This is a genomic window from Marinibacterium profundimaris, from assembly GCF_002210095.1.
Lineage (GTDB): Bacteria > Pseudomonadota > Alphaproteobacteria > Rhodobacterales > Rhodobacteraceae > Marinibacterium > Marinibacterium profundimaris.
Genome location: NZ_AQQR01000004.1, coordinates 448,525 through 469,903, shown reverse-complemented (window position 1 = coordinate 469,903; position 21,379 = coordinate 448,525). Strand labels below are relative to the sequence as shown.

Here is a 21,379-nt window from a genome sequence, read left to right as displayed (position 1 = left end):
GCACCAGGTGCAGGGCGCCTTCTCCTGACCCTAGGTAGCGGTGGGGTGTAACCCCACCCTACACGTCCCCCGTCCGACTGCGCCCCATGCCCGACCACGTCGCGGGCCGAGCCGTGGGCGTAGGGTGGGGTTTCACCCCACCGCCACGGCTCGCCGTCTCACGCCGCCGCGGCCAGCCCTTCGGCAAAGGCCGCACCTGCGAGTTTCGCCACCGCGATCGCCCGCCGGTCCTCGTAGCGCCGCGCCACGAAGGATACCCCGATCGGCATCCCCACCGGCCCGACGAGCCCCGGCGCCGAAACCACCGGCACCTGCAGCACCGTCCACATCGAGTTCATCGCCGGGTTCCCGGTCGACTCGAGCCCCACGGGCGCTTCCGACGTGGCGGAGGGGGTCATCACGATGTCATAGCCGCTGGCGATATCGTCGAAATGCCCGCGGCAGTCGTCCGCCAGCCGGTAGGCCTCGCGCAGGCTTTCCGGCGTCTCGCCCTGGCGGTTCTCCACCTTGGCGACAAATTCGTCGTGGATGCCGGGCGTGGTCCGCACCTCGTTCAGCACCGCGGAGCGCCCCTCGCAATCGAGGATCGCGCGATGCGCCTCGTGGATCCGGTCGAAGGGGCCGGCCAGGTCCAGGTCGCTGACCACGGCGCCGGCGCTCTCCAGCAGCCCCGCCGCCTTCTCCATCGCCACCACGACCGAGGGCTCGCACGCGTCCCAGGTCGGGGTCCGCGCGAAGCCCACCCTGAGCCCGGCGAGCGTGTGCGGCAGATCCTCCAGCGGGAAGAAGTTGAACACTTCGGCCAGGATCTCGAAATCCGCCGCCTCGCGGGCATAGAGGCCCAGCGTGTCGCAGGTGGCGGAATACATCTTCAACCCCTCGCGACTGATCGCGTTCCAGGTCGGCTTCCAGCCCCAGACGCCTGTGTAAGACGCGGGCCGGATCGTCGATCCGCCGGTCTGCGTCCCCAGCGCAAGGCTGGCCATCCCGGCCGCCACCGCCGCGCCGGAGCCGGAAGAGGATCCGCCCGGCGTGCGCGACAGGTCATGCGGATTGCGGGTGACCGAGCCACGCGCGGTGAAGGCGAATTCGGTCGTCACCGTCTTGCCCACGATCAGCGCGCCGGCGTGGCGCAGCGTGTCGACGCAGGCCGCGTCCACCCCCGGCAGGCTGCCCAGATATCGGGCGGAATTGTGTTGGGTCGGCATGTCCTTCGTGTTGATCACGTCCTTCACGCCCACCGGCACGCCATGCAGCGGCCCGCGCTCGGGCCGCGCGTCCAGTTCGGCGGCCTGGGCGCGCACCGCCTCGGCATCGAAATGCGCCCAGGCCCGTATGTCGGGCTCTTTCGCTTGGATCATGGAAATAACGGCCTCGGCGGTCTCTGCCGCCGACAGGCCAGCCGCGCGGATGGCGCGGGCACTCATGGGATCTGACATCTGCACCTCATCTTTTTTCCTATCCTGCCACGTTGCCACGGGCTTGCGAATGCTGCGCCGCAGCTTTCTTCACGGAGCCTGTGAGATTTCTTCAGTTGTTGCAAAAGCCGGGCGTGCGGAAGCGTGGAGCCAGACGATTTCCCCACGCGCAATCGCGGGGGCATTCGCGCTGCGGCGCGTGCCATGGTCACGCGGTAAGGCCCTTGCGCTGCCTGCGAAAATTCGGACACTCCGTCGTCGCGACGGGAAAGGGCCGAACATGCTGATCCGGGTTGGCAACGAGCGCACCAAGAGTATCGACCTGGCCCTCGCCGGGTTGCTGTCGTCGGTCGCCGGTGCGCTGAATGCGGTCGGCTTCCTTGTCGCCGGGTCGTTCACCGCCAACATGACCGGCAATCTTTCGATGTTCGCCGATCACCTGGCCAATGACGGCCTGCTGCTGGCCCTGTCCTTCGCCGGGCTGGTGCTGGCGTTCATCTGCGGCGCCGCGAGCGCTACGTTGTTCATCCGCGTGGGCGAGCGCAGGCAGATGCGTTCGGTCTATGCCCTGGCCATCGTGGCCGAGGCCGGGCTGCTGCTGCTTCTGGGCGCGGTCCTTGTCAGCTGGCCCGGCGCGCGCGAGACGGCGGTGGTCATCGTGCTCAGCTTCCTCATGGGGCTTCAGAACGCGGTCACCACGCTGATTTCAAGCGCGCGGGTGCGCACCACGCATGTCTCGGGGATGGCCACGGACATCGGGATCGGGATCGTCGAAAGCCTGGGCGGCGGACCGGCCGGCACCGAGGCCCGGCCGAAACTGAAGCTGCACGGGCTGACCCTGGCCAGCTTCGCCACGGGCGGCGTCGCCGGGACGGTGCTTTACGGGATCATCGGCTACTGGCTGTTCCTTCTCGCAGCGCTGATCCTGCTGATCGTCGCCGTGCCCGAGGTCATTCGCGCCCGGACCCGCTGACCCGCCGCTGACACCGTCGCTTGCCCTGACCGTCTTCAGGGTCCTCGCGATCACGCTGGCCATCTACCTTCACCGTGGGCTTCGCGCTGAGCCGGTCCAGATGGATCATCTGGACCGTGACCACGGGAACGTGAAGGCGTTGGCCATCCCGCACCCAGCCCTGTGGGACGGAATTCGCGAAAGAATAGCGATGTTTGCGCTATCTTGCCCCGCTTGCCCTGACGTCACCGCATAGCGACTATGCGGCCGCCCCCGTAGGAAGTGTCGTCGGGAATGCATAGCACGGGACTGCCGCGGTGCAGCAAAGGCCTGCTCCGATCCCAAGTCACGGAGTCCCGCATGACCGCCGACACCCGCCAGGGCCAGCTGGCCATCCTGTCCTTCGCCCTTGGCGCTTTCGCGATCGGGGTTTCGGAATTCGCCACCATGGGGCTGCTGCCCTACTTTGCCGCCGATCTCGGGGTGCCGGACCATTATGCCGGTCACGCGATCAGCGCCTATGCGATCGGCGTGGTGATCGGCGCGCCGGTGCTGGCGGTGCTGGGGGCGCGTCTGGCGCGCAAGCGGTTCCTTCTCATGCTGATGGCCGGGTTTGCCATCGCCAACCTGCTGGGCGCCGTCGCGCCGGACATCACAACGCTGATCCTGACGCGCGGTCTGGCCGGGCTGCCGCATGGCGCCTTCCTGGGTGTGGCAATGCTTTTTGCCGCCGACATGATGCCAAAGGGCAAGCGGTCGGCCGGGGTCGCCCGGGTGCTGATGGGGCTGACCATCGCCAACGTGGTGGGCGTGCCCGCCGCCGGCGCGCTGGGCCAGGTGATCGGCTGGCGGTCGATGTTCATCCTCGTGGGGCTGCTGTCGCTGGGCTCTGTCCTGATGATCGGTCGTTTCGCGCCGCATGTGCAGCCCGATCTGCGCGCCTCGCCGCTGCGGGAACTGGGCGCGCTGAAGAACCGGGCCGTGTGGCTGACGCTGCTGGTCGGTGCCGTGGGCTTCGGCGGGGTCTTCGCCGTCTACAGCTACTTCTCGGCGGCGATGATCGACGCGGCGCAGGCGCCGGCCTGGGCGATTCCGCTGGCGCTGTCGGCCTTCGGCATCGGCGCGACGATCGGCAATTTCTACGCAGGCCGGCTTGCCTCGTGGTCGCGGATGGGCGGCACGCTGGTGCTGCTGCTGGGCATGGTTGGCGTGTCCGTCGCCTATGCGCTGGTGATGGGCAGCTGGCCGTTGATGACGGCGATGATCTTCCTTCTGGGCTCCACCGCCGGTCTGGTGATCCCGCTGCAGATGCGCCTGATGGATGTCGCCGGAGAGGCGCAGACGCTGGCGGCCGCGCTCAACCACGCCGCGTTCAACTTTGCCAATGCGCTGGGGCCCTTCGTGGCCGGGGTCGCGCTGGCCGGCGGGGCCGGATGGGCGGCCACCGGCTGGACCGGCGCGGCGCTGTCGATGGCGGGGATCGCGGTTCTGGGCCTGGCCTGGGCCGAGGCCCGGCGCCACGACGGCACCCGCGCAGGCATGGTTCCGGCCGAATAGGCCGGGATCGCGGCGATCAGGCGGCGTTCAGCCGCGACCCGGGCGAGGCGCCGACCTTGTCGAAGAGCCAGTCCTTGAACCGCTCGATCACCTTGTCCCGGCCCACCTTCCACGGCGAGAGCAGGCAATAGGGGCTGCGGATCGGGTAGCTTTCGGCCACCCGCCCCAGCGCGTCCCGTCAGCAGCGCCCCGTTGGGCGAAGACCCCAAGAGGAGCGGCGTCACGATCGAGGCCACAGGCCCGCGCATCTGGCGCGCGGTCAGCAGCTGCGGCGCGGTCTGGACCGAGGTGGAAAACACCACGGCCGAGACCCCCACCGCCAGGAACAGGTGTCGATATCCCGGCGTTCGCTCAGGTCGGCCCGCTGTGTCATGTCGTTGTCGGCGGCGACCCGGTTCAGGACCTTGCCGGCCGGCCCGCAGAGGAACCAGCCGCGATGAAGCAAATGCCGGGCTCGACCCCGGTCTGGCCGGCGGCGACGCAAGGTCCGGTGTCGGACCCTGTCACGGCGGGGCTCCGGTTATTCGGCCACGGCGGCCACGGCGGCCGCGGCCGGAGCGCCGATGATCTGAAGCGCGCGCGCCTCGTCGATCACGTTGCAGATCTTGAACTGCATGTCGAAAAGCGCCGCGGCATGAGACAGCTCCACCCGGTCGAAGACGCCTTCCTCGACCACGTTCATCCTGAAGCCGTAGCCCGCCCCATCCACGCAGGTCGCGCGCACGCAGCCCGAGGTGGAATTGCCCACCACCAGCAGCCCGTCCAGCTTCAGCTCCTTCAGGATCAGCATCAGGTTGGTATGGGCAAAGCACGAGGGCGTCTGTTTCTCGACCAGCAGGTCGCCGGGCATCATCCTGACCTCTTCCGGCACCTCGGACCGGGGATCGGAGGCGGCAAAGACGCCCTCCTTCGACAGTGCCAGCCCTGTGTAGCCGTGGAAGACGTGCTTGGAATAGATCACCGGCATGCCCGCGGACCGGGCGGCGGCCAGCAGGCGCTGCTGCACCGGGATCGCCTTCCACGCATGCGGCCCGCAAGAGCCGGGATAGCGGTCCAGCTGCTCGACGATGGGGCGGTCCTCGCCGCAGGCGGTGACCTGCATGTCGATCACCAGAAGGCCGACGTTCTCGCCCGGGCCGGTCTCTTCGCGCAGATTGTGCTGTGCGACGAGCTTCTTGTCGTCCTCGGTCAGAAACTTTTCCCAGACGCGTTCCATGGTGGGCTCCTCGTGATCCGTCTTTGTGGTCCTGTCGCCGCGCCGCTTTGCGGGCGCGCGACGGCCCGCAAGTGCGGGGGATGCGGGGTTGCGTCAACCCTGGGCACGGGGTCGCGGGGGCAGCCAGTGCAGAAAACTTGCGCCGCGGCTGAGAAAAGGTCACCCGGCCGTCCAGCAGCTTTCCATGGGGCTTGGCATCTCGCTTTCCGCCGCGCTGCTGGACGGCTGTGCAGCTGCCGGTGCTGAACCTGCCGGTCCGGGACGCCCGTGCCTGCCGCCGGGCCTGTCGCTGATCGCGCAACGGGCGGATGACCGCAGGCTTCTCTGCCTTGGCGCGCGGCTTGAGGGCATTCTCAACCCAAAGCACAATTGACGCAGCGTCACTTGTATTCTGTGCGCCGCTGCGCGGTTGCAATGGCCGGGGCGATCCCGAACGCTTGGGCAAAGCAAGGAAGCAGGCCCGGCACGGGACCTTCGGGCAATGACCCGGTGGAAGGATGAAGGGCGAGCCCCGCCGGAGCACAGGAGGCCAGATGCAGGAGACGTCCGTTCCGACGCCGCCCCCGGTCGAGCGCATACGCCACGCGCAGCGCCGCCGCACCCTGACCGTGGCCGCGCGTGAAAGGCTTACGCCACACATGATCCGGCTGACGCTGAAAGGGCTGGAGCTGCATGGCTTTGCCTCGCTGGGCGCGGATGATCACCTCAAGCTCATCGTGCCCGACGCCGACGGGGGCGAGGTGCAGCGCGACATCACCCCGCGCCGTTTCGATGCCGAGGCGGGCGACCTGGTGATCGACATACTGGATCACGGCGCCGGTCCGGCGGCAGACTGGGCGCGCTCGGTGCAGCCTGGCGATCCGGCGCGGATCGGCGGGCCACGGGGCTCTGCGGTGATCGGCGGCGGCGTGGTGCACTGGCTGCTGATCGGGGATGAAACCGCCCTGCCGGCGATCGGCCGCCGGATCGAGGAGTTGCCCGCCGGGATCCATGCGACAAGCCTGGTCGCCGTGCCGGGGCCCGAGGACGAGCAGCTGTTTCGCACCCGGGGGACGCACCGGCCGGTCTGGATCCACCGGCCCCTGTCCCAGGCGGCGCGGTCCGAAAGGTTCCTGGCGGCGCTGGACGGTCTGAAGCTGCCGGCGCGCAGCTTTGTCTGGATCGCGGCCGAAGCCGCCATCGCGCGCGAGATCCGGGCGCGTTTCCTGCTGGAAGGGCATGATCCGGCCTGGATGAAGACCTCGGGCTACTGGACCGCGCGGGACCGGGACGCCGCAGAGGCACCATAGCCTATTGAGCATGATCGGCCGTGGCCGGTTCCGGTGGTCGGCCCGGTGGCAGGCGCCCTGGCCGCCCGGGTCAGCCGAACAGGTGTTCCGCCACGCTGTCGGGCCGGCCTGTCACCGGAGGCGGCGCGGTGTCGCGCAGCGAGGACAGGGCATAGCTGTCCACATCGTCCGAGACATTGTGCAGGCGCAGCGCGCCCAGCGGCCGCGCATCCGGCGCGCCCCGGGCCAGATCTCCGGTGATGACGATCCGTTCGCCCGCGCTCTTGCCGTAATCCGCCAGCCGTGCGGCGATGTTGGCGGGCTGGCCGATCACCGTGAAATCCAGCCGCTCGCGTGAGCCGACGTTGCCGTAGGTCACCTGCCCGAAGGCGATGCCGATGGCGCAATCGTAGTGATGCGCAATGTCGTCGGTATTCTCGGCCAGCCTGTCGAGCTCGGTCGCGATGGCCCGCGCCGCGGCAAGAGCCTGGTCGCGGGCCTGATCGGTGTCGTCGCCGGCCGGAAACACGGCCAGCACGGCGTCGCCGATGAATTTCAGCACCTCGCCCCCGGCCGATGTCACCTGGGTCGAAACGGTGTCGAAAAAGCTGTTGAGCAGCTCGATATAGGCGGCCCGGCCCAGCGTCTCCTCCAGTGCGGTGGAACTGCGCAGGTCGCAGAACATGATCGCGGCGTCGATCTCGTCCCCGTCGCCGCGCCGGATTTCGCCACCCAGCACGCGGGCGCCGGTGCGCTTGCCGACATAGGTTTCCAGCAGCGATTGCGCCGTGCCGCGCAGGTTGAACACTTCGAGGTAGCGGCTGAGGACCGGCGAGATTTCGAAGATCAACCCAAGGTCGGAGGTCGAGAACCCGTCGGGATGGTCTGTCGTCAGGGTCAGCACGTTGATGCGCCCGTCCGAGAACGGGAGCGGCATGGCGACGTAATCGGTGGCGCCCATCGCGCGCAGATCCTCGATCACAGGGAAGCTCGCGTCGCCATGGTTCATCCCGATCTTCTGGCGCACCCCGCCCAGCCCGTTGGACACATGACGCAGGGGGCTGGCCAGGTATTCGGGCTGGTTGTGGATGTCGTTCGAGGGCGCTACCACATCGACTTCGTCGATGCCCCGCCTCCACAGATAGCGGCGCCCGGCGATCATCGGGTGCAGCGACCAGATCATGACCGCAAGCCGGGACAGCGGCACGCCGGTCGCCTGAAGCTTCGACGCCAGCTGGATGATCAGCTCTTCGGGCGTGGTCACGCGCGATGCGTCCCGCAGAAGCCAGTCCACCATCTCGCCCGCGAGATTGCCGCCCGCGGGCGGGTGGATCACATTCTCGCCCAGGTCGAAATCTGTGACGTAGCCGGGCATGAAGGCCACGTGGCCCTCGATCTCGGCCGCGTCGGGCAGGGCGTGGGTATAGCTCCAGACCGCGTTCTTCACCGTCTCGCCGCCGATGGTGGCATCCAGATGCTGGGCGGTGCCCTTGAAGGGGCAGAAGGTCTGAAGGTCGGATGTGGCGCAATCGCACAGCGACAGATCCTCGCGCGGGAAGTAGATCGCCGCCGGCAGGCGGGTTTCGTACATCACCTTGGCGCGGGTGCTGGAGGCCAGCACCTTGCCGTTGCGATAGGCCGACACGCGGCCATGAAGCGGCTCGATCTCGATCCCGTAGAAAGCTTCTGTAATATCCGCGCGAACGTTCATCGGACGTCCCCCTGTCCTGATGGTCCCCCCATCCTGCACCATAAGCGTGCCGATCCAAAGGACCGGGCGCGCAGACCTGTTCGAGGGGTCAGGGTCAGATGGGGACGCGGCGGGCGGAATCCAACCCCCGTGTTTCCGGTCTGTTCAGACCATCTTGATCACATCCTTGTCGATGGACAGCATGTAGCCCTTGCGCGCGATGGTCCGCACAAGCAAAGCCGCGACGATCTGGTTGCCGAGCGCGTCGCGCAGCCGCTTGATCCGCGTGGCACCCGCCGCTTCGTCGCAATCGGCGGCCGCGCGGCCCGAAACCATCGCCTCCAGCTCGGCGCCCGACAGGACATCGCCGTCCATCCGGGCCTCGGCCAGCACGCCAAGCGTTTCCATCGCGGCGGAGGTCAGCTTGAATTCCATGTCATTGAGATAGACGGTGTTCTCCTCGCGGCTGACAACGAGAGAGCTGACGCGGATCCCGGCGCGCTCGATCTGGGCCATGCGGCGGTTGAGCGTGATCAGCAGTACAAGAAAGACCAGCGCGGCGACCAGCAGCGCGCTGGCGAAGACCAGCAGCACGAGGATCACCATGCGGTAGCTGGTCAGCGTGTCGGCGAAGGCGGTGCCGGACTGGGCGAGGATCTCGAGCAGCTTGATCTCGGCCGGGCTGGTGAGCCCGTCGTTCTCGACGAAGATGCGTTCGACCCGGGCGTTGAAGGCATTGGCATCGGGCAGCGTCAGCAGCAGAACCGTGGCCGCCCCGCCCAGCAGCGCCAGGATCGCGGCGATGCCGATGGCTGCAATACGGCCGGTGGTGCGGCGGGTGACGGGCTGTGCCTCGGGGGCGGGCTCAGAAGCGGAGGTAGTAGCTGCCGGCATTCGCCTTCCTTTCGTCGAGCCCCTCGGCGCCGAAGACCGACACCACGTTCAGCAGGGTCCAGCCCTTCGCCTTCAGCCGGGCGGCAAGGTCTGCCTTCGCCGCGCCCTTGCTGCAGGGGCCCGAGATCTCGGCCACGCCGTAATGCAGTTTCAGCGGGTTGTCCTGCTTGGCCTTGTAATCGGCATAGCACTCCTGGGCCATGGCCTGCGCGGGCAGCAAAAGCAGGGCGAGGCAAAGCGCGGGTCCCGCGGCCCCCCGGGGCCGCTGTGCCGCGCGGGCCCTGGCGCCGGGCGCCGGGTCTCTTGATGTGAATGGCCTTGCCGTCGTCATGCTGGCGTCCCCGCGTTCTATCTGCGCCCGGCACAGGCCGGGACGGCTGGTCCGAGACTGGCGGCGCGGGGGTGGATATTCAATAACCATGGGATCCTTGCGGTGGTGTTATCGGATAGCAGGGCGGTGTTATTGCCTGCCGGACGGGGGTGAAGCGAGAGATGGGCCATGCCGGCGGGCGAAGGGCCCGGCCGGAGATACCCACCTCAAGGAGATCCGACATGTCCCGATTTTTCATCATCCTCGCGACCTCGATTGCCCTGGCGGGCGCCGGCGTCCCGGCCCGCGCGCAGGTGCGGATGGACAACGGCAACGTCATATTCGGCGCCGTGACGCTGGGCCTGCTGGCCGCGATCCTGGGCGACCTGAAGCGCAAGGGCGACCAGATGGCCGCGACCGCGCCGGTGACAAGGCCCCTGCCAAACTCGCGCCCCGTGCCCCGGAGGGATCCGGCGCCGCGCCCGTTCACGGTCAAGACGGTGCGCACCGACCTGACAGGCAACGGCAAACCCGGCCAGTGGCACCGGCCGAAGCCAAGTTCCTACTACGTGTCAAAAAGGCTGGTGCCGGCGCACTGCCTGCGCGACGTGTCGCGGCCGGGGCAGTCCATGCGGCTTCTGGGGCGCCATTGCCTGGCGCAGGCCAACGTGCCGGCCCGGTCGCTGCCCGCGGCCTGCAAGGTCGAGGTGCCAAGCTACGACGGCACCTATGTGGGCTACCGCCCGCATTGCCTGCGCGATCGCGGCTATCGCCTCGTCCGCAACTGAGGCGGCCGCGCTGTCGCCTGCACCATGCGCACCGCGGGTCAGAACATCGCGGGGCGTTTGGCGCGGCGATGGGGCCGGACGCTGGCGAAGGCCCCTGTCCGCCTCCTTCGGCTGCGACTTCGCCCTTGATCCCCGGCGCCGACCGGGGTTGTCATTCGGCCCATGAGAAAGATTGCCTTGCCGCCGAATTTCGATTTCGAGACCCGCCTGACCGGCACCGGTGCCCTGCGCGTGGCCGGCACCGACGAGGTCGGGCGCGGGCCGCTGGCGGGCCCGGTGGTGGCCGCCGCCGTTGTGCTGGACCCCAGGGCGATTCCGCCGGGGATGAACGACAGCAAGACGCTAAGCCGCAAACGCCGTGCGCGGCTGGCGGCGCAGATCATGGAGGTGGCCGAGGTCTCGATCGCGCAGGCCACGGTGGCCGAGATCGACGAGATGAACATCCTGCAGGCCTCGCTTCTGGCGATGGAGCGGGCGGTGGCCGGGCTGATGCATCTTCCGGACCACGTATTGGTCGATGGCAAATGGATCCCGCAGGGGTTGAGCATGCCGGCCACGCCCCTGATCGGAGGAGACGGCCGCTGCCTGTCGATCGCGGCGGCCTCGATCGTCGCGAAAACCTGGCGCGATCGGGTCATGGTGGATTTGGCGCAACAGCATCCCGGCTACGGCTGGGAGACCAACGCGGGCTACCCGTCAAAAGCGCACAAGGCCGCGCTCCGAGATCTTGGTGTGACCCCACATCATAGACGTTCGTTCCGACCGGTGCACAATATCTTGTATCAAGAGAAACTGTAACCCCCTGACTCCAATAAATAAATTGACGGTGATTCGGCTTTGACTCATCCTGTGGACAACCAATGAGCGCACCAATGCGCCGGGGACAGAGGCAGACGATGACGATGACAAGGACGACGCGCGTGGATGAAGCGCTGCCGTTGAATACCGTTTTGGCGGGCGATTGCATTGAGGTGATGAACGGCTTGCCGGCAGGCTCCGTCGATCTGATCTTCGCGGATCCGCCTTACAACTTGCAGCTGAAGAACCAGCTGCATCGCCCCGACAACAGCCGGGTCGACGCGGTGGACGACGCCTGGGACCAGTTTTCCAGCTTCGAGGCCTATGACGCCTTTACCCGCGCCTGGCTGGCGGCGGCCAAGCGGCTGCTGAAGCCCGGCGGCGCGATCTGGGTCATCGGATCCTATCACAACGTCTTCCGCCTGGGCGCCGAGCTGCAGAACCAGGGCTACTGGATCCTCAACGACGTGGTCTGGCGCAAGTCGAACCCGATGCCGAATTTCCGCGGCAAGCGGTTCACCAATGCGCATGAGACACTGATCTGGGCCTCGGTCGGCGAGGGAGCCAAGTACACCTTCAACTACGAGGCGCTCAAGGCGCTGAACGAGGGCATCCAGATGCGCTCGGACTGGGTGATCCCGATCTGCAACGGCCACGAGCGTCTGAAGGACGACCAGGGCGACAAGGCGCATCCCACGCAGAAGCCCGAGGCGCTGCTGCACCGGGTCCTGGTCGGCACGACCAACCCGGGCGACGTGGTGCTGGACCCGTTCTTCGGGACGGGCACGACCGGCGCGGTGGCCAAGATGCTGGGCCGCGATTTCATCGGGATCGAGCGCGAGGAGGCCTATCGCAAGGTGGCCGAGAAGCGGCTGGCCAAGGTGCGCCGCTTCGATCGCGAGGCGCTGACCGTGTCGGCCGGCAAGCGGCAGGAGCCCCGGGTGCCCTTTGGGCAGCTGGTCGAACGCGGGCTGCTGAGCCCCGGTGAGATGCTGCAAAGCCCGCGCGGCAAGATCGCCAAGATCCGTGCGGACGGGACGCTGGTGTCGGAGAACGTGAAGGGCTCCATCCACCAGGTGGGCGCGGCGCTGGAAGGCGCGCCAAGCTGCAACGGCTGGACCTACTGGAGCTTCAAGCGCGAGGGCAAGTCGGTGCCGATCGACGTGCTGCGCCAGCAGATCCGGTCGGAAATGCACGACTGATCCCCAACGGACATAGCCGGAACACCAGAAGAACACCGCCCGTGCCTGCGGCCTGACGCAGGCACGCCACCTTGCCCCGCCTGACCGGCGGGGCTTTTTTCGTCCGCGCGGGCCTCGGCTGCGCCTCGGGGCCCGGGGGGCCTCCGGGCTGACGCCCGTTCGGCTCTCGCCCTCGGGCGCCCTTGCGGGCTAGGCTTCGGCAAACGCCAGCGAGGACCGCAAAATGTCCGACGTCACCGCCCCGCGCAGGGGCCTTCTGCAGGCGCTGCGCGCCCGGTTCCGGCCCGAACCCGGTCGAGGCGAACCGCTTTACCGAGGCCGCGCTGCAGCGGCACAAGCGCGAGGGGCTGGAGATGGCCGTGCGCGCGCGCTGGATCGCGCTGGCGGTCGTGGCGGTGATGCTGCCGTTCCTCAATTTCTCCTGGGAAATGCTGTGGTACGAGGCGCTGCTGGCCGCGATGGCGGCGATGGGCTGGTTGCAAAGGCAGGTCGGGCGCGTGGGCCGGTCGCTGCCCGAACTGGCAGTGCTGTTCGCCGACCTGGCGCTGATGACCTTCATCGTGGTTTATCCCAACCCGCTGCAGGATTCCGTCTGGCCCGCGCCGCTGTACTATTCCTTCGGCAATTTCCAGTATTTCTTCATCATCCTGGCCGCGGGTACGCTGGCCTATTCCTGGCGCACGATCGCGGCGATGGGCACCTGGACCGCGGTGCTGTGGACGCTGGGTGCGGTGTGGATGGCCGGCTGGGGGCGCGCGGTGCCCGAGCTGTCGGAGGCGGCGCAGGTGGCCTTTGGCCATGATCCCGACCTTCTGGCGCTGCTGGATCCGAACCGGATCAAGGCGGATATCCGACTGCAGGAGATCGTGATCTTCATGATCGTGGCCTATGTGCTGGCGTTCTCGATCCGGCGGCTGCAGCGGCTGGTGCTGAGCAACGCGGCGCTGGAGCGGGAGAGGTCGAACCTGTCGCGCTATTTCAGCCCGAGGGTGGTGGAGGAGCTGTCGCGCAACGACGAGCCGCTGAAGGAGATCCGCGAAAGCGAGGTGGCGGTGCTTTTCGTCGATATCGAAGGCTTTACCGGCTTTGCGGCCGGGCGGTCCCCGCAGGAGGTGATCGGGACGCTGCGGCGGTTTCACGGTATGATGGAGGCGCAGGTCTTCGGCCATGGCGGGACGCTGGACAAGTTCCTGGGCGACGGGCTGATGGCGACCTTCGGCACGCCGGTCGCGGGCGAAAGGGACGCCGCGAACGCGATGGCGGCGATGCGGGCGATGATGGCGGATGTCGCGGCCTGGAACCTGACGCGCGAGGCGGAGGGGCAAGAGCCGGTGCGGGCACGGTTCGGGCTGCATTTCGGCCCCGTCGTGCTGGGCGATATCGGCGCGACGCAGCTGGAATTCGCCGTGATCGGGCACAGCGTGAACGTGGCGAGCCGGCTTGAGGCGATGACCCGGGACCTGGGCGTGACGGCGGTGGTGAGCGACGCGCTGAGGGAGGCGGCCCTGGCGGAGGGGGCAGACGGGCTTGATGGGCTGGTCAGGCGCGAGGGGCAAAGGATCCGGGGGATCGACGGCGAGATGACGCTATGGACCTTGTGACAAGGGCCGGGTTCCGAGGGGAGCCAGCCCGGAAAGGGCAGCGGTCAGGCCCTACCGGGGCATCGGCAACCCGCCCTTGAAATACGGCTTCCAGTCCTCGATGTCGGGATAATACCGCCTGCGCCACGCCCGGACCCTTGGGTTCATCACCCGGCGCCAGAGCGGAGGGATCATCGCCGCCACGGTCATCACGGGGTAGCCGTAGGGCAGCTGCGGCGCCTCGTCCTCCTCGTAGTTCTGCAGCAGCGGAAAGCGCCGGTCGGGGCGGTAATGGTGATCGGAATGGCGCTGCAGGTTGATCAGCAGCCAGTTCGACGCCTTGTGCGCCGCGTTCCACGAATGATGCGGCCGGACATGTTCGTACCTGCCGTCGCCCAGGTGGCGGCGGGTCAGCCCGTAATGTTCGACGTAATTGGCCAGCTCCAGCTGCCAGATCGCAGTGATCGCCTGCAGCAGGAACAGGCCAAGCCCGGTCCAGCCTCCCAGTGCCACGGCCAGCGCCAGCATGGCCGCCTGAAGCGCCAGATAGCGCCAGATCGGGTTTGACCGGTGGTACCAGGGCCGGCCCCTGCGGGCGAGCATCGCGGCCTCGGCCCGGAAGGCGGAGGGCGGGCATTGCCGCAGGACCCTCGGGAAATAGCGGTGGAAGCCTTCGTTGTAGCGGGCCGTCACCGCGTCACGCGGCGTGGCGACATGGCGGTGGTGGACCAGAAGATGTTCCGTCCGGAAATGCGAATAAAGCACCATGGCGAGGAGCAGGTCGGCGAGGCTCCGTTCCAGGCGGTTGGTCTGATGCATCAGCTCATGCGCGTAGTTCAGCCCGATCGTGCCCGTCAGGATGCCCACACCGAAGAAAAGCCAGCCCTTTTCCCACCCGGTCAGGTGGGTCGCGGGGGCGGCGTACCAGATCAGCCCGAAGAGCGTGACGAACTGCACCGGCACCCAGAGCGTGGTGATCAGACGATAGCCGGTCAGGGCGCTGTCCGGTGTCTCGGGATCCGCATTGGCCTTCTCAAGCCCCGTGGCAAGGTCGAAGCCCCAGAACAGCCACCAGGCGCAGAGCGGCATCAGCACCAGCGTCCAGCCGCCGTGGATCGCGGCGATGACCGCCAGCGGCGGCAAAAGGAAAGAGATCCAGAACGGCGCGGTATGCGCAAGGCTGCGCAGGGTGGCGGGGGCGAGATAGGGGGCGGTCATGGTCCGGCTCCGGAGGGTCGGGGCAGCCTAGCGCAGGTTGCGGGGCTTGGAAAACCGGTCCCGAGAGGCGTGACGTCGCGGGGGGCGTCCTTTTCTGCAGGGGCGTGTTGTGGTGGCGGCGTCGGGCCGGAGTATTTGGACAAAGGTGAAGACAGGGGCGCGGCGCGCGGGGACCGGCCGGAGCGTTGGCTGCGGCGGGTGGCGGCGTGGTATGCGGGATCGAGCCTTGCGGCTGTGGCGTCTTCGGGAGCCTCCGGCGGGAGGTATTTGGGCCAAGAAGAAACAGAGGTGTTGCAAATAGACGGAGCCAGCGGCCGGGTCAGGTGCCGCGCCAGAGATTGAAGGCCTTGCGCATCACCGTGGGGAGGTCGGAGGGCCGGAAGGCGTGCTTGTCGACGAAATGGCCGTGGGCAGGGCGGGTGTCCATCGGCAGTTCGGAGTGGAACACCGTCAGCACCAGGTGAAAATGGGTGAAGGTATGGCGGACCTCGCCACCGAGCGGCTGCCAGTCGGCCGGGGCAGGGGGCGCGGGTTGGGGAGCCTCGGACCAGTCGGAGCCGGGAAAGCCCAGCATGCCGCCCAGAAGCCCCTTGTCGGGGCGGGTTTCCAGAAGCAGCGCGCCGTCGGTGCGCTGCCCGATGTAGAGATAGCCGTGGCGGATCGGCTTGGGTTTCTTCGGGGTCTTCTTCGGCAATTCCGGCGCGGTGCCGGCGCGTCGGGCGGCGCAGGGGTCGCGCAGCGGGCAGATGCCGCAGGCCGGGCTTTTCGGCGTGCAGATCGTGGCGCCCAGGTCCATCACCGCCTGGGCGTGGTCTCCGGGGCGTTGTGTCGGCGTAAGCTCGCCGGCGCGAGCCTTGAGCTCGGGCTTGGCGGCGGGCAGCGGCGTGTGGATGTCGAAGAGGCGGGACATGACCCGTTCGACATTGCCGTCCATGACGACCTCGGGCTGATCGAAGGCGATGGCCGAGATCGCGGCGGCAGTATAGGGGCCGACCCCGGGCAGGCAGAGAAGGGCGTCGTGGTCTTCGGGGAAATGCCCTCCATGCTCGGCCACCACGGCGCGGGCGCATTTCAGCAGGTTGCGGGCCCGCGCGTAATAGCCAAGGCCCGCCCATTCGCCCATCACCTCGGCATCCGGCGCCGCCGCCAGCGCCGCCACGTCGGGCCAGCGCGCGGTGAACCGGGCAAAGTAATCCTTCACCGCCGCCACCGTCGTCTGTTGCAGCATGATCTCGGACAGCCACACCCGGTAGGGATCCGGCCGCACCCCGGCCGCCCGCGCCGCGGGGCTTATCCGCCAGGGCAGATCCCGCGCATGGACATCGTACCACTCCAGCAGATCTGCCCCTATGATCGTCGTATCGTCACGCAACTTTTATGCCCTTCCGCGGCGGTTCCGCTGGTTCCTGTCGTTCAATCGCATAGAATGGAGCACAAGGAGACGAAAACCACCATGGCGCGGCGTCAGACATCGACATACGGCTTCAAGCAGACCGCTTCGCTCTTGGGCACGCGGATCCGCAAGGCCAGTGAAAGCCGCGGCTTTGCCGTCTCCCGCGTTCTGACCCACTGGGACGAGGTCGCGGGCCCCGAGATCGCCGCGATCGCGCGCCCGGTGAAGGTGGGCTATGGCCGCAAGGGGTTTGGCGCGACGCTGACCCTGCTGACCACGGGCGCCCAGGCGCCCATGCTCGAGATGCAGAAGGAGGCGATCCGCGACCGCGTGAATGCCGCCTACGGCTACAACGCCATCTCGCGCATCCATATCACCCAGACGGCGCCGACCGGCTTTGCCGAGGGCCAGGTGGCCTTTGCCCCCGCCCCGAAGCCCGACGCGCCCGAGCCCGACCCCGAGATCCGCAAGGCCGCCCATGACACGGCCGAAGGGATCGCGGACGAAGGGCTGAGACAGGCGCTGGAGCGCCTGGCACAGAACGTTCTCGTGAAATCCAGAAGTTGAGAGAGATCCGATGACCCGTACCTTCCTGCCCGCCGGGGCCGCTGCCCTGCTGCTTGCCGGCGCCTATGCCTTCCTGAGCCAGCCGGCGCCGACCGCCCCGGGCCAGGCCCAGCTGCTGCCCGGCGCCGCCATGGCCCAGGACGCGGATGCCGCCGAGGCCGAGGTCGACACCTCCACCATCGTCGAGATGACAATGGGCGCCGAGGACGCGCCGATCACCATGATCGAATACGCCTCCTACACCTGCCCGCATTGCGCGGCCTTCCACGCCGGGCCGTTCAAGCAGATCAAGGAAAACTACATCGACACCGGCAAGGTGCGCTTCATCTACCGCGAGGTCTATTTCGACCGCTACGGGCTCTGGGCCTCGATGATCGCGCGCTGCGCGGGCGAGGACCGGTTCTTCGGCATGAACGACCTGATCTATTCCAGCCAGGACGAATGGACCCGCGCCGGCGATCCCCAGGCGATCGTGGCCGAGCTGAAGAAGATGGGCAAGATGGCCGGGCTGGACGATGCCGCGCTGGATGCCTGCCTGCAGGACGGCGAAAAGGCCCGCACGCTGGTCGCCTGGTTCCAGGAGAACGCCGAGGCCGACGACGTCACCGGCACGCCGAGCTTCGTCATCGACGGCGAGAAGGTGTCGAACCAGCCCTATGCCGATTTCGCGGCGCTGTTCGACGAGAAACTCGGAGAATGAGCGACGCGCCCCTCAAGGGGCTCAAGGTCATCGAGATGGCGCGCATCCTGGCCGGCCCCTGGGCCGGCCAGACGCTGTCGGACCTGGGCGCCGAAGTGATCAAGCTGGAATCGCCGCGCGGCGACGACACCCGCAAGTGGGGCCCGCCCTTCGTGGAACGGGACGAGGACGTCTCGGCCAGCTACTACCATTCGACGAACCGCGGGAAGGCCTCTGTCGTGGTCGATTTCGCCACGCCGGAAGGCCAGGCCAGGGTGCGCGAGCTGGTGGCCGATGCCGATGTGGTGATCGAGAACTTCAAGGTCGGCGGGCTGGAGAAATACGGGCTCGACTATGCCTCGCTGGCGCAGGTGAACCCTCGTCTCGTCTATTGCTCGATCACCGGTTTCGGCCAGGATGGCCCCTATGCCCACCGCGCGGGCTACGATTTCATCATCCAGGGCATGTCCGGGCTGATGTCGATCACCGGAGAGCCCGACGGCCAGCCGCAGAAGACCGGCGTGGCGATCACGGACATCTTCACCGGCGTCTACGCGGTTACCGGCATCCTCGCCGCGCTGCGGATGCGCGACCGCACCGGCCGGGGCCAGCAGGTCGACATGGCGCTGCTGGACGTGGCCGTGGCGGTGACGGCGAACCAGGCGCTGAATTACCTGACCACCGGCCAAGCACCCGAACGCATGGGCAACGCCCATATGAACCTGACCCCCTACGAGGTCTTCGACTGCGCCGACGGCCATATCATCATCGCCACCGGCAATGACGCCCAGTATCAGCGGCTCTGCCGGCTTCTGGATCTTGCCGACATGGCTGAAGCGCCCGAGTACCTCGAAAACAAGGACCGCATCGCCAACCGGCGGGTGATGATCGCCCGGCTGAACGGGGCCACGGCGACCCGGACGATGAACGACCTGCTCGCCGCCTGCGAAGCCCAGGGCGTCCCGGCCGGCCCGATCAACACGCTCGACCGCGTGATGGCCGACCCGCAGGTGATCGCGCGCGGCATGCAGATCTCGCTCGACGGCGTCCCGGGTATCCGCGCGCCCTTCCGCTTTTCGGATGCCGACCTGGCCCTCACCCGCCCCGCGCCGAAGCTGGGCGAGGACACGGACCGCTACTGAACCGCGACCGCGACAGGGACGGCCCATAACACCCGGCCGTTCCTGTGCGCCCGGCCCCTGTCTTCTTCTTGGCCCAAATACCTCCCGCCGGAGGCTCCCGCGCTCTCCGCGCCGCCACGGCCGGCCACAAGGGCGCCGCACCGCTCTCTTCACCTTTGGAAAATACCTCTCGCCGAAGGCAGCGCGCGTCAGCGCGGTTCCGGCGCGACCTCTGCCAGCCGCGCCCGCAGCCAGCCGTCTTCCGCAACCCGCAACCGCACCGGCAAGGTGATCACCTTGAACCGGAACTCCTTCGGCAACCGCACCGCGTCCTTCTCCGTTGTCACCAGCTGCGCCCCAAGCAGCTTCGCCTCGCCCTCCAGCCGGGCCATCAGCGCGCTGGACAGCGGCTGGTGATCGTCCAGCGCTTCGGCCCGGACCAGCTCGGCGCCCAGGCCGCGCAGGGTGGCGAAGAACTTCGCCGGGCGGCCGATGCCGGCGAAGGCCAGGGCGCGGGTGGTGGACCAGTCCATGCCGGTGTTCAGCGGCTCCAGCGACCCGCGCAGGCGCGGCAGGGGGATCTGTGTGCCCCAGGTGGCGTCAAAGTCTTCCTGCGCCGCCTCGGGGCCCATCGAGAGCACCGCATCGGCGCGGGCCAGCCCGGCCGCGACCGGTTCGCGCAGCGGGCCGGCGGGCAGGCAGCGGCCGTTGCCGAAACCGGTCTGGGCATCGACCACCACCAGCGACAGGTCCTTGGCAAGCGCCGGGTTCTGGAACCCGTCGTCCAGCAGCACGACGCTGGCGCCCTCGGCCTCGGCCAGCTGCCCGCCGGCGGCGCGGTCCTCGGCCACCACGACCTCGGCGAAGGCGGCCAGCAACAGGGCCTCGTCGCCAACCTGCGAGGCGGTATGCCGGCGCGGGTCGACGCGGACGGGGCCGGTCAGGCGACCGCCATGGCCACGGGTGACGACCCAGGGGCGGTGGTGCATCGCCGACAGCAGTTCGATCAGCCAGATCACCGTCGGCGTCTTGCCGGTGCCCCCGGCGTTGAGGTTGCCGACGCAGATCACCGGCACGCCCAGCCGCGCGCCCGGGCCGCGCGCCACGCGCCGGGCCGTCGCGCCGGCATAGACGGCGCCCAGCGGCGACAGCAGCCGCGCCGCCAGCCCGGGCCGGCCGGGCGGGTTGGTCCAGAAATCAGGTGGCTGCATCGGTCATCTCGGCGGCGTCGTGGAAATCCAGCACCAGGTCCGAGAGCCGGTCGATCAGCCAGGCGCCTTCGGTCACCACATCCCATCCGGCCAGCGCCATGCGCGCGGATTCCTCGGGCTGGATCAGCCGCAGCGCGACCTCGCTCAGATGGGTGGAGCCGCGCACAAGCTGGGTGCCGCCGGCCTGGGCAAGGCGTTCGTAGGCGGGCGCGTGGGCGCCGGTATGGCTGCCGTGCAGCACGGCAGAGCCGAGCGCGGCGGGAATGAAAGGGTGGATGCCCGGCTCCTCCTCGGCGCCCAGCGTGCCGCCCATGATCGAAAGCGGCGCCAGCCGGAACCACAGCGCCAGGCTGTCGGCTTCGCGCGCCACCAGGACCTGGACGAATTCGTCGATCGGATCGCCCGGCTCCCATTCCGCGTGGCGCAGCCCGGCGCCGCCCAGAAGGGCCTGCAGCGCGGCGGGGTCGAAACCGTCGGCCGGGGTGATCACCAGCAGCAGCCGATGCGACAGGCGCACGGCCTGCCGATGGGCGCTCAGCACGCCAACGGCCTCTGACGCGCAAAGCCCGGCGGCAAACCAGACGGGGCGGCCGGCCAGAGTCTCTCCGGTTTCGGTCAGGTCTTCCTCGGCGCAGGACGGGGGCGCGAGGCTGTCCTGCAGGCGGGGCGCGACCTGCAGATCGCGGGTCGGGATGCCGATGCGCTGAAGACGGGAAAAGGTCGTGATATCAAGGGCAAACACCCGGCGGAACATGCGCAGCGCGGCGCGTTCCGGATCCGGCATCCACGGCAGCCCCTCGCGCCCCAGCCCGGATTCGTCGATATCGGCAAGGATCAGCGGCACACCGGCAGACCGGGCCGTGAACAGCAGGTTGGGCATCAGCGGCCCGCCGGTCCACAGCCCGACGGCGGGGCGCCAGTACTCCAGGAACTCGGCCGCCGCGCCGGGATGGTCGCCGTCCAGAGGGATCTCGTACAGCATATCGTCGTGCCGGGCAGGGCGCGGCCCGGTCAGGTGGCGCCGGTCGAAGGTCAGCAGCACGGGCATGCCCGGCCGCTGCGCCCGCAGGCGGTCGGCCAGGTCCAGAAGCGCCGCCGCCCGCATGTCCGAGGTCGCGTGGAACCAGGCCACCGGCCGGTCGGGCCTGGGACCGGCCACGGTCAGATCCCCGGGCGGCTTGCGCGCGGAAAGCGCCCTGTAGGCGGTCAGGCTCAGAGGCCGGATCACCGGTGTCTCAGCCGAATTCCTCGGTCGAAGAGGCCTCGGCCTCCTCGTCGCGGAGCCGGTGGATATGGGCGATGAAGTAGCGCATGTGGGCATTGTCGACGGTGCGCTGCGCCTCGGCCTTCCAGGCGTCGTAGGCCGAGGCATAATCGGGGAACATGCCGACGATGTGGATGTCGTCGACATCCTTGAAGGCGGTTCTGGACGGGTCGATGAGCTCGCCGCCGAAGACGAGGTGCAGGCGTTGGACCATGGGGCGGTCTCCTTTCGCAATGCGGGTGTGCGGGACCCT

At 68.4% G+C, this 21,379-nt stretch carries 22 protein-coding genes; 11 read left to right on the top strand and 11 right to left on the bottom strand.

Going from position 1 to position 21,379, the window contains the following annotated elements; translation table 11 throughout:
* Nucleotides 1-158: 158 nt before the first annotated feature.
* The gene (locus ATO3_RS13365) at nt 159-1,439 is read right to left on the bottom strand and encodes an amidase (RefSeq protein ID WP_088650348.1); all 1,281 of its coding nucleotides are present in this window, start codon (nt 1,437-1,439) and stop codon (nt 159-161) included.
* A gap of 259 nt (nt 1,440-1,698) precedes the next feature.
* Here ATO3_RS13365 and ATO3_RS13360 point away from each other — a divergent pair, with 259 nt between their 5' ends.
* A complete protein-coding gene (locus ATO3_RS13360) occupies nt 1,699-2,391 on the top strand; it encodes a YoaK family protein (RefSeq protein WP_088650347.1) in 693 nt (230 codons plus the stop codon).
* Between the two features lie 339 nt (nt 2,392-2,730).
* Nucleotides 2,731-3,927, top strand: coding sequence for an MFS transporter (locus tag ATO3_RS13355; RefSeq protein ID WP_088650346.1), 1,197 nt, complete (start codon nt 2,731-2,733; stop codon nt 3,925-3,927).
* Nucleotides 3,928-3,943: 16 nt separating this feature from the next.
* Here ATO3_RS13355 and ATO3_RS28835 read toward each other — a convergent pair whose 3' ends face one another.
* Both ATO3_RS28835 and ATO3_RS13350 read right to left on the bottom strand, forming a co-directional pair.
* Complete coding sequence (locus tag ATO3_RS28835) at nt 3,944-4,087, bottom strand: hypothetical protein (RefSeq protein WP_158217959.1); 144 nt, start codon at nt 4,085-4,087, stop codon at nt 3,944-3,946.
* A 360-nt stretch (nt 4,088-4,447) separates the two neighbouring features.
* On the bottom strand, nt 4,448-5,143 hold the full coding sequence (locus tag ATO3_RS13350) for an isochorismatase family protein (protein WP_088650345.1): 696 nt from the start codon (nt 5,141-5,143) through the stop codon (nt 4,448-4,450).
* 184 nt (nt 5,144-5,327) lie between these two features.
* Here ATO3_RS13350 and ATO3_RS28510 point away from each other — a divergent pair, with 184 nt between their 5' ends.
* Both ATO3_RS28510 and ATO3_RS13345 read left to right on the top strand, forming a co-directional pair.
* Complete coding sequence (locus ATO3_RS28510; RefSeq protein ID WP_143747270.1) at nt 5,328-5,516, top strand: hypothetical protein; 189 nt, start codon at nt 5,328-5,330, stop codon at nt 5,514-5,516.
* 160 nt (nt 5,517-5,676) lie between these two features.
* On the top strand, nt 5,677-6,432 hold the full coding sequence (locus tag ATO3_RS13345; protein ID WP_088650344.1) for a siderophore-interacting protein: 756 nt from the start codon (nt 5,677-5,679) through the stop codon (nt 6,430-6,432).
* Nucleotides 6,433-6,502: 70 nt separating this feature from the next.
* Here the strand turns inward: ATO3_RS13345 and ATO3_RS13340 are convergent, their stop codons facing one another.
* The 3 genes from ATO3_RS13340 to ATO3_RS29185 all read right to left on the bottom strand — a co-directional run bounded on the left by ATO3_RS13340 (nt 6,503) and on the right by ATO3_RS29185 (nt 9,326).
* Nucleotides 6,503-8,122: a DUF427 domain-containing protein gene (locus ATO3_RS13340; protein WP_088650343.1), complete on the bottom strand. Its 1,620-nt coding sequence runs from the start codon at nt 8,120-8,122 to the stop codon at nt 6,503-6,505.
* A gap of 144 nt (nt 8,123-8,266) precedes the next feature.
* Complete coding sequence (locus tag ATO3_RS13335; protein WP_233152131.1) at nt 8,267-8,995, bottom strand: winged helix-turn-helix domain-containing protein; 729 nt, start codon at nt 8,993-8,995, stop codon at nt 8,267-8,269.
* Nucleotides 8,967-9,326, bottom strand: coding sequence for a hypothetical protein (locus ATO3_RS29185; protein ID WP_233152130.1), 360 nt, complete (start codon nt 9,324-9,326; stop codon nt 8,967-8,969). The genes ATO3_RS13335 and ATO3_RS29185 overlap by 29 nt, the downstream gene beginning before the upstream one ends.
* Nucleotides 9,327-9,547: 221 nt before the next feature.
* Between ATO3_RS29185 and ATO3_RS13325 the strand changes: the two genes are divergently transcribed.
* From ATO3_RS13325 to ATO3_RS13310, 4 genes are all read left to right on the top strand, one after another.
* Nucleotides 9,548-10,093, top strand: a complete 546-nt coding sequence (locus ATO3_RS13325; RefSeq protein WP_088650342.1) for a hypothetical protein — start codon at nt 9,548-9,550, stop codon at nt 10,091-10,093.
* Nucleotides 10,094-10,255: 162 nt separating this feature from the next.
* The gene (locus ATO3_RS13320) at nt 10,256-10,891 is read left to right on the top strand and encodes a ribonuclease HII (RefSeq protein ID WP_088650341.1); all 636 of its coding nucleotides are present in this window, start codon (nt 10,256-10,258) and stop codon (nt 10,889-10,891) included.
* A gap of 104 nt (nt 10,892-10,995) precedes the next feature.
* Nucleotides 10,996-12,093 (top strand): site-specific DNA-methyltransferase, encoded by a 1,098-nt coding sequence (locus ATO3_RS13315; RefSeq protein ID WP_088650454.1) that lies wholly within the window; start codon nt 10,996-10,998, stop codon nt 12,091-12,093.
* A gap of 353 nt (nt 12,094-12,446) precedes the next feature.
* Nucleotides 12,447-13,694: an adenylate/guanylate cyclase domain-containing protein gene (locus ATO3_RS13310; protein WP_233152129.1), complete on the top strand. Its 1,248-nt coding sequence runs from the start codon at nt 12,447-12,449 to the stop codon at nt 13,692-13,694.
* Nucleotides 13,695-13,745: 51 nt separating this feature from the next.
* Here the strand turns inward: ATO3_RS13310 and ATO3_RS13305 are convergent, their stop codons facing one another.
* Nucleotides 13,746-14,891 (bottom strand): alkane 1-monooxygenase, encoded by a 1,146-nt coding sequence (locus tag ATO3_RS13305; RefSeq protein WP_088650339.1) that lies wholly within the window; start codon nt 14,889-14,891, stop codon nt 13,746-13,748.
* 319 nt (nt 14,892-15,210) lie between these two features.
* Nucleotides 15,211-16,263 carry an A/G-specific adenine glycosylase gene (gene mutY, locus ATO3_RS13300; RefSeq protein WP_088650338.1) on the bottom strand — a complete coding sequence of 351 codons (1,053 nt, stop codon included), beginning with the start codon at nt 16,261-16,263 and terminating at the stop codon, nt 15,211-15,213.
* A gap of 81 nt (nt 16,264-16,344) precedes the next feature.
* On the opposite strand from mutY, the gene ATO3_RS13295 reads away from it, so the two are divergent.
* From ATO3_RS13295 to ATO3_RS13285, 3 genes are read left to right on the top strand one after another with little or no spacing between them, the layout of a single operon-like run.
* Nucleotides 16,345-16,851: a DUF721 domain-containing protein gene (locus ATO3_RS13295; protein ID WP_088650337.1), complete on the top strand. Its 507-nt coding sequence runs from the start codon at nt 16,345-16,347 to the stop codon at nt 16,849-16,851.
* A 10-nt stretch (nt 16,852-16,861) separates the two neighbouring features.
* Nucleotides 16,862-17,551, top strand: coding sequence for a DsbA family protein (locus ATO3_RS13290; protein WP_088650336.1), 690 nt, complete (start codon nt 16,862-16,864; stop codon nt 17,549-17,551).
* Nucleotides 17,548-18,672: a CaiB/BaiF CoA transferase family protein gene (locus ATO3_RS13285; RefSeq protein ID WP_088650335.1), complete on the top strand. Its 1,125-nt coding sequence runs from the start codon at nt 17,548-17,550 to the stop codon at nt 18,670-18,672. Before ATO3_RS13290 ends, ATO3_RS13285 begins: the two co-directional genes overlap by 4 nt.
* Before the next feature lie 188 nt (nt 18,673-18,860).
* Here ATO3_RS13285 and lpxK read toward each other — a convergent pair whose 3' ends face one another.
* From lpxK to ATO3_RS13270, 3 genes are read right to left on the bottom strand one after another with little or no spacing between them, the layout of a single operon-like run.
* Nucleotides 18,861-19,862: a tetraacyldisaccharide 4'-kinase gene (lpxK, locus tag ATO3_RS13280; protein WP_088650334.1), complete on the bottom strand. Its 1,002-nt coding sequence runs from the start codon at nt 19,860-19,862 to the stop codon at nt 18,861-18,863.
* Nucleotides 19,849-21,090, bottom strand: a complete 1,242-nt coding sequence (locus ATO3_RS13275) for a 3-deoxy-D-manno-octulosonic acid transferase (protein ID WP_158217958.1) — start codon at nt 21,088-21,090, stop codon at nt 19,849-19,851. Before ATO3_RS13275 ends, lpxK begins: the two co-directional genes overlap by 14 nt.
* Before the next feature lie 7 nt (nt 21,091-21,097).
* Complete coding sequence (locus ATO3_RS13270; RefSeq protein ID WP_088650332.1) at nt 21,098-21,340, bottom strand: DUF4170 domain-containing protein; 243 nt, start codon at nt 21,338-21,340, stop codon at nt 21,098-21,100.
* Between the last annotated feature and the right edge of the window lie 39 nt (nt 21,341-21,379).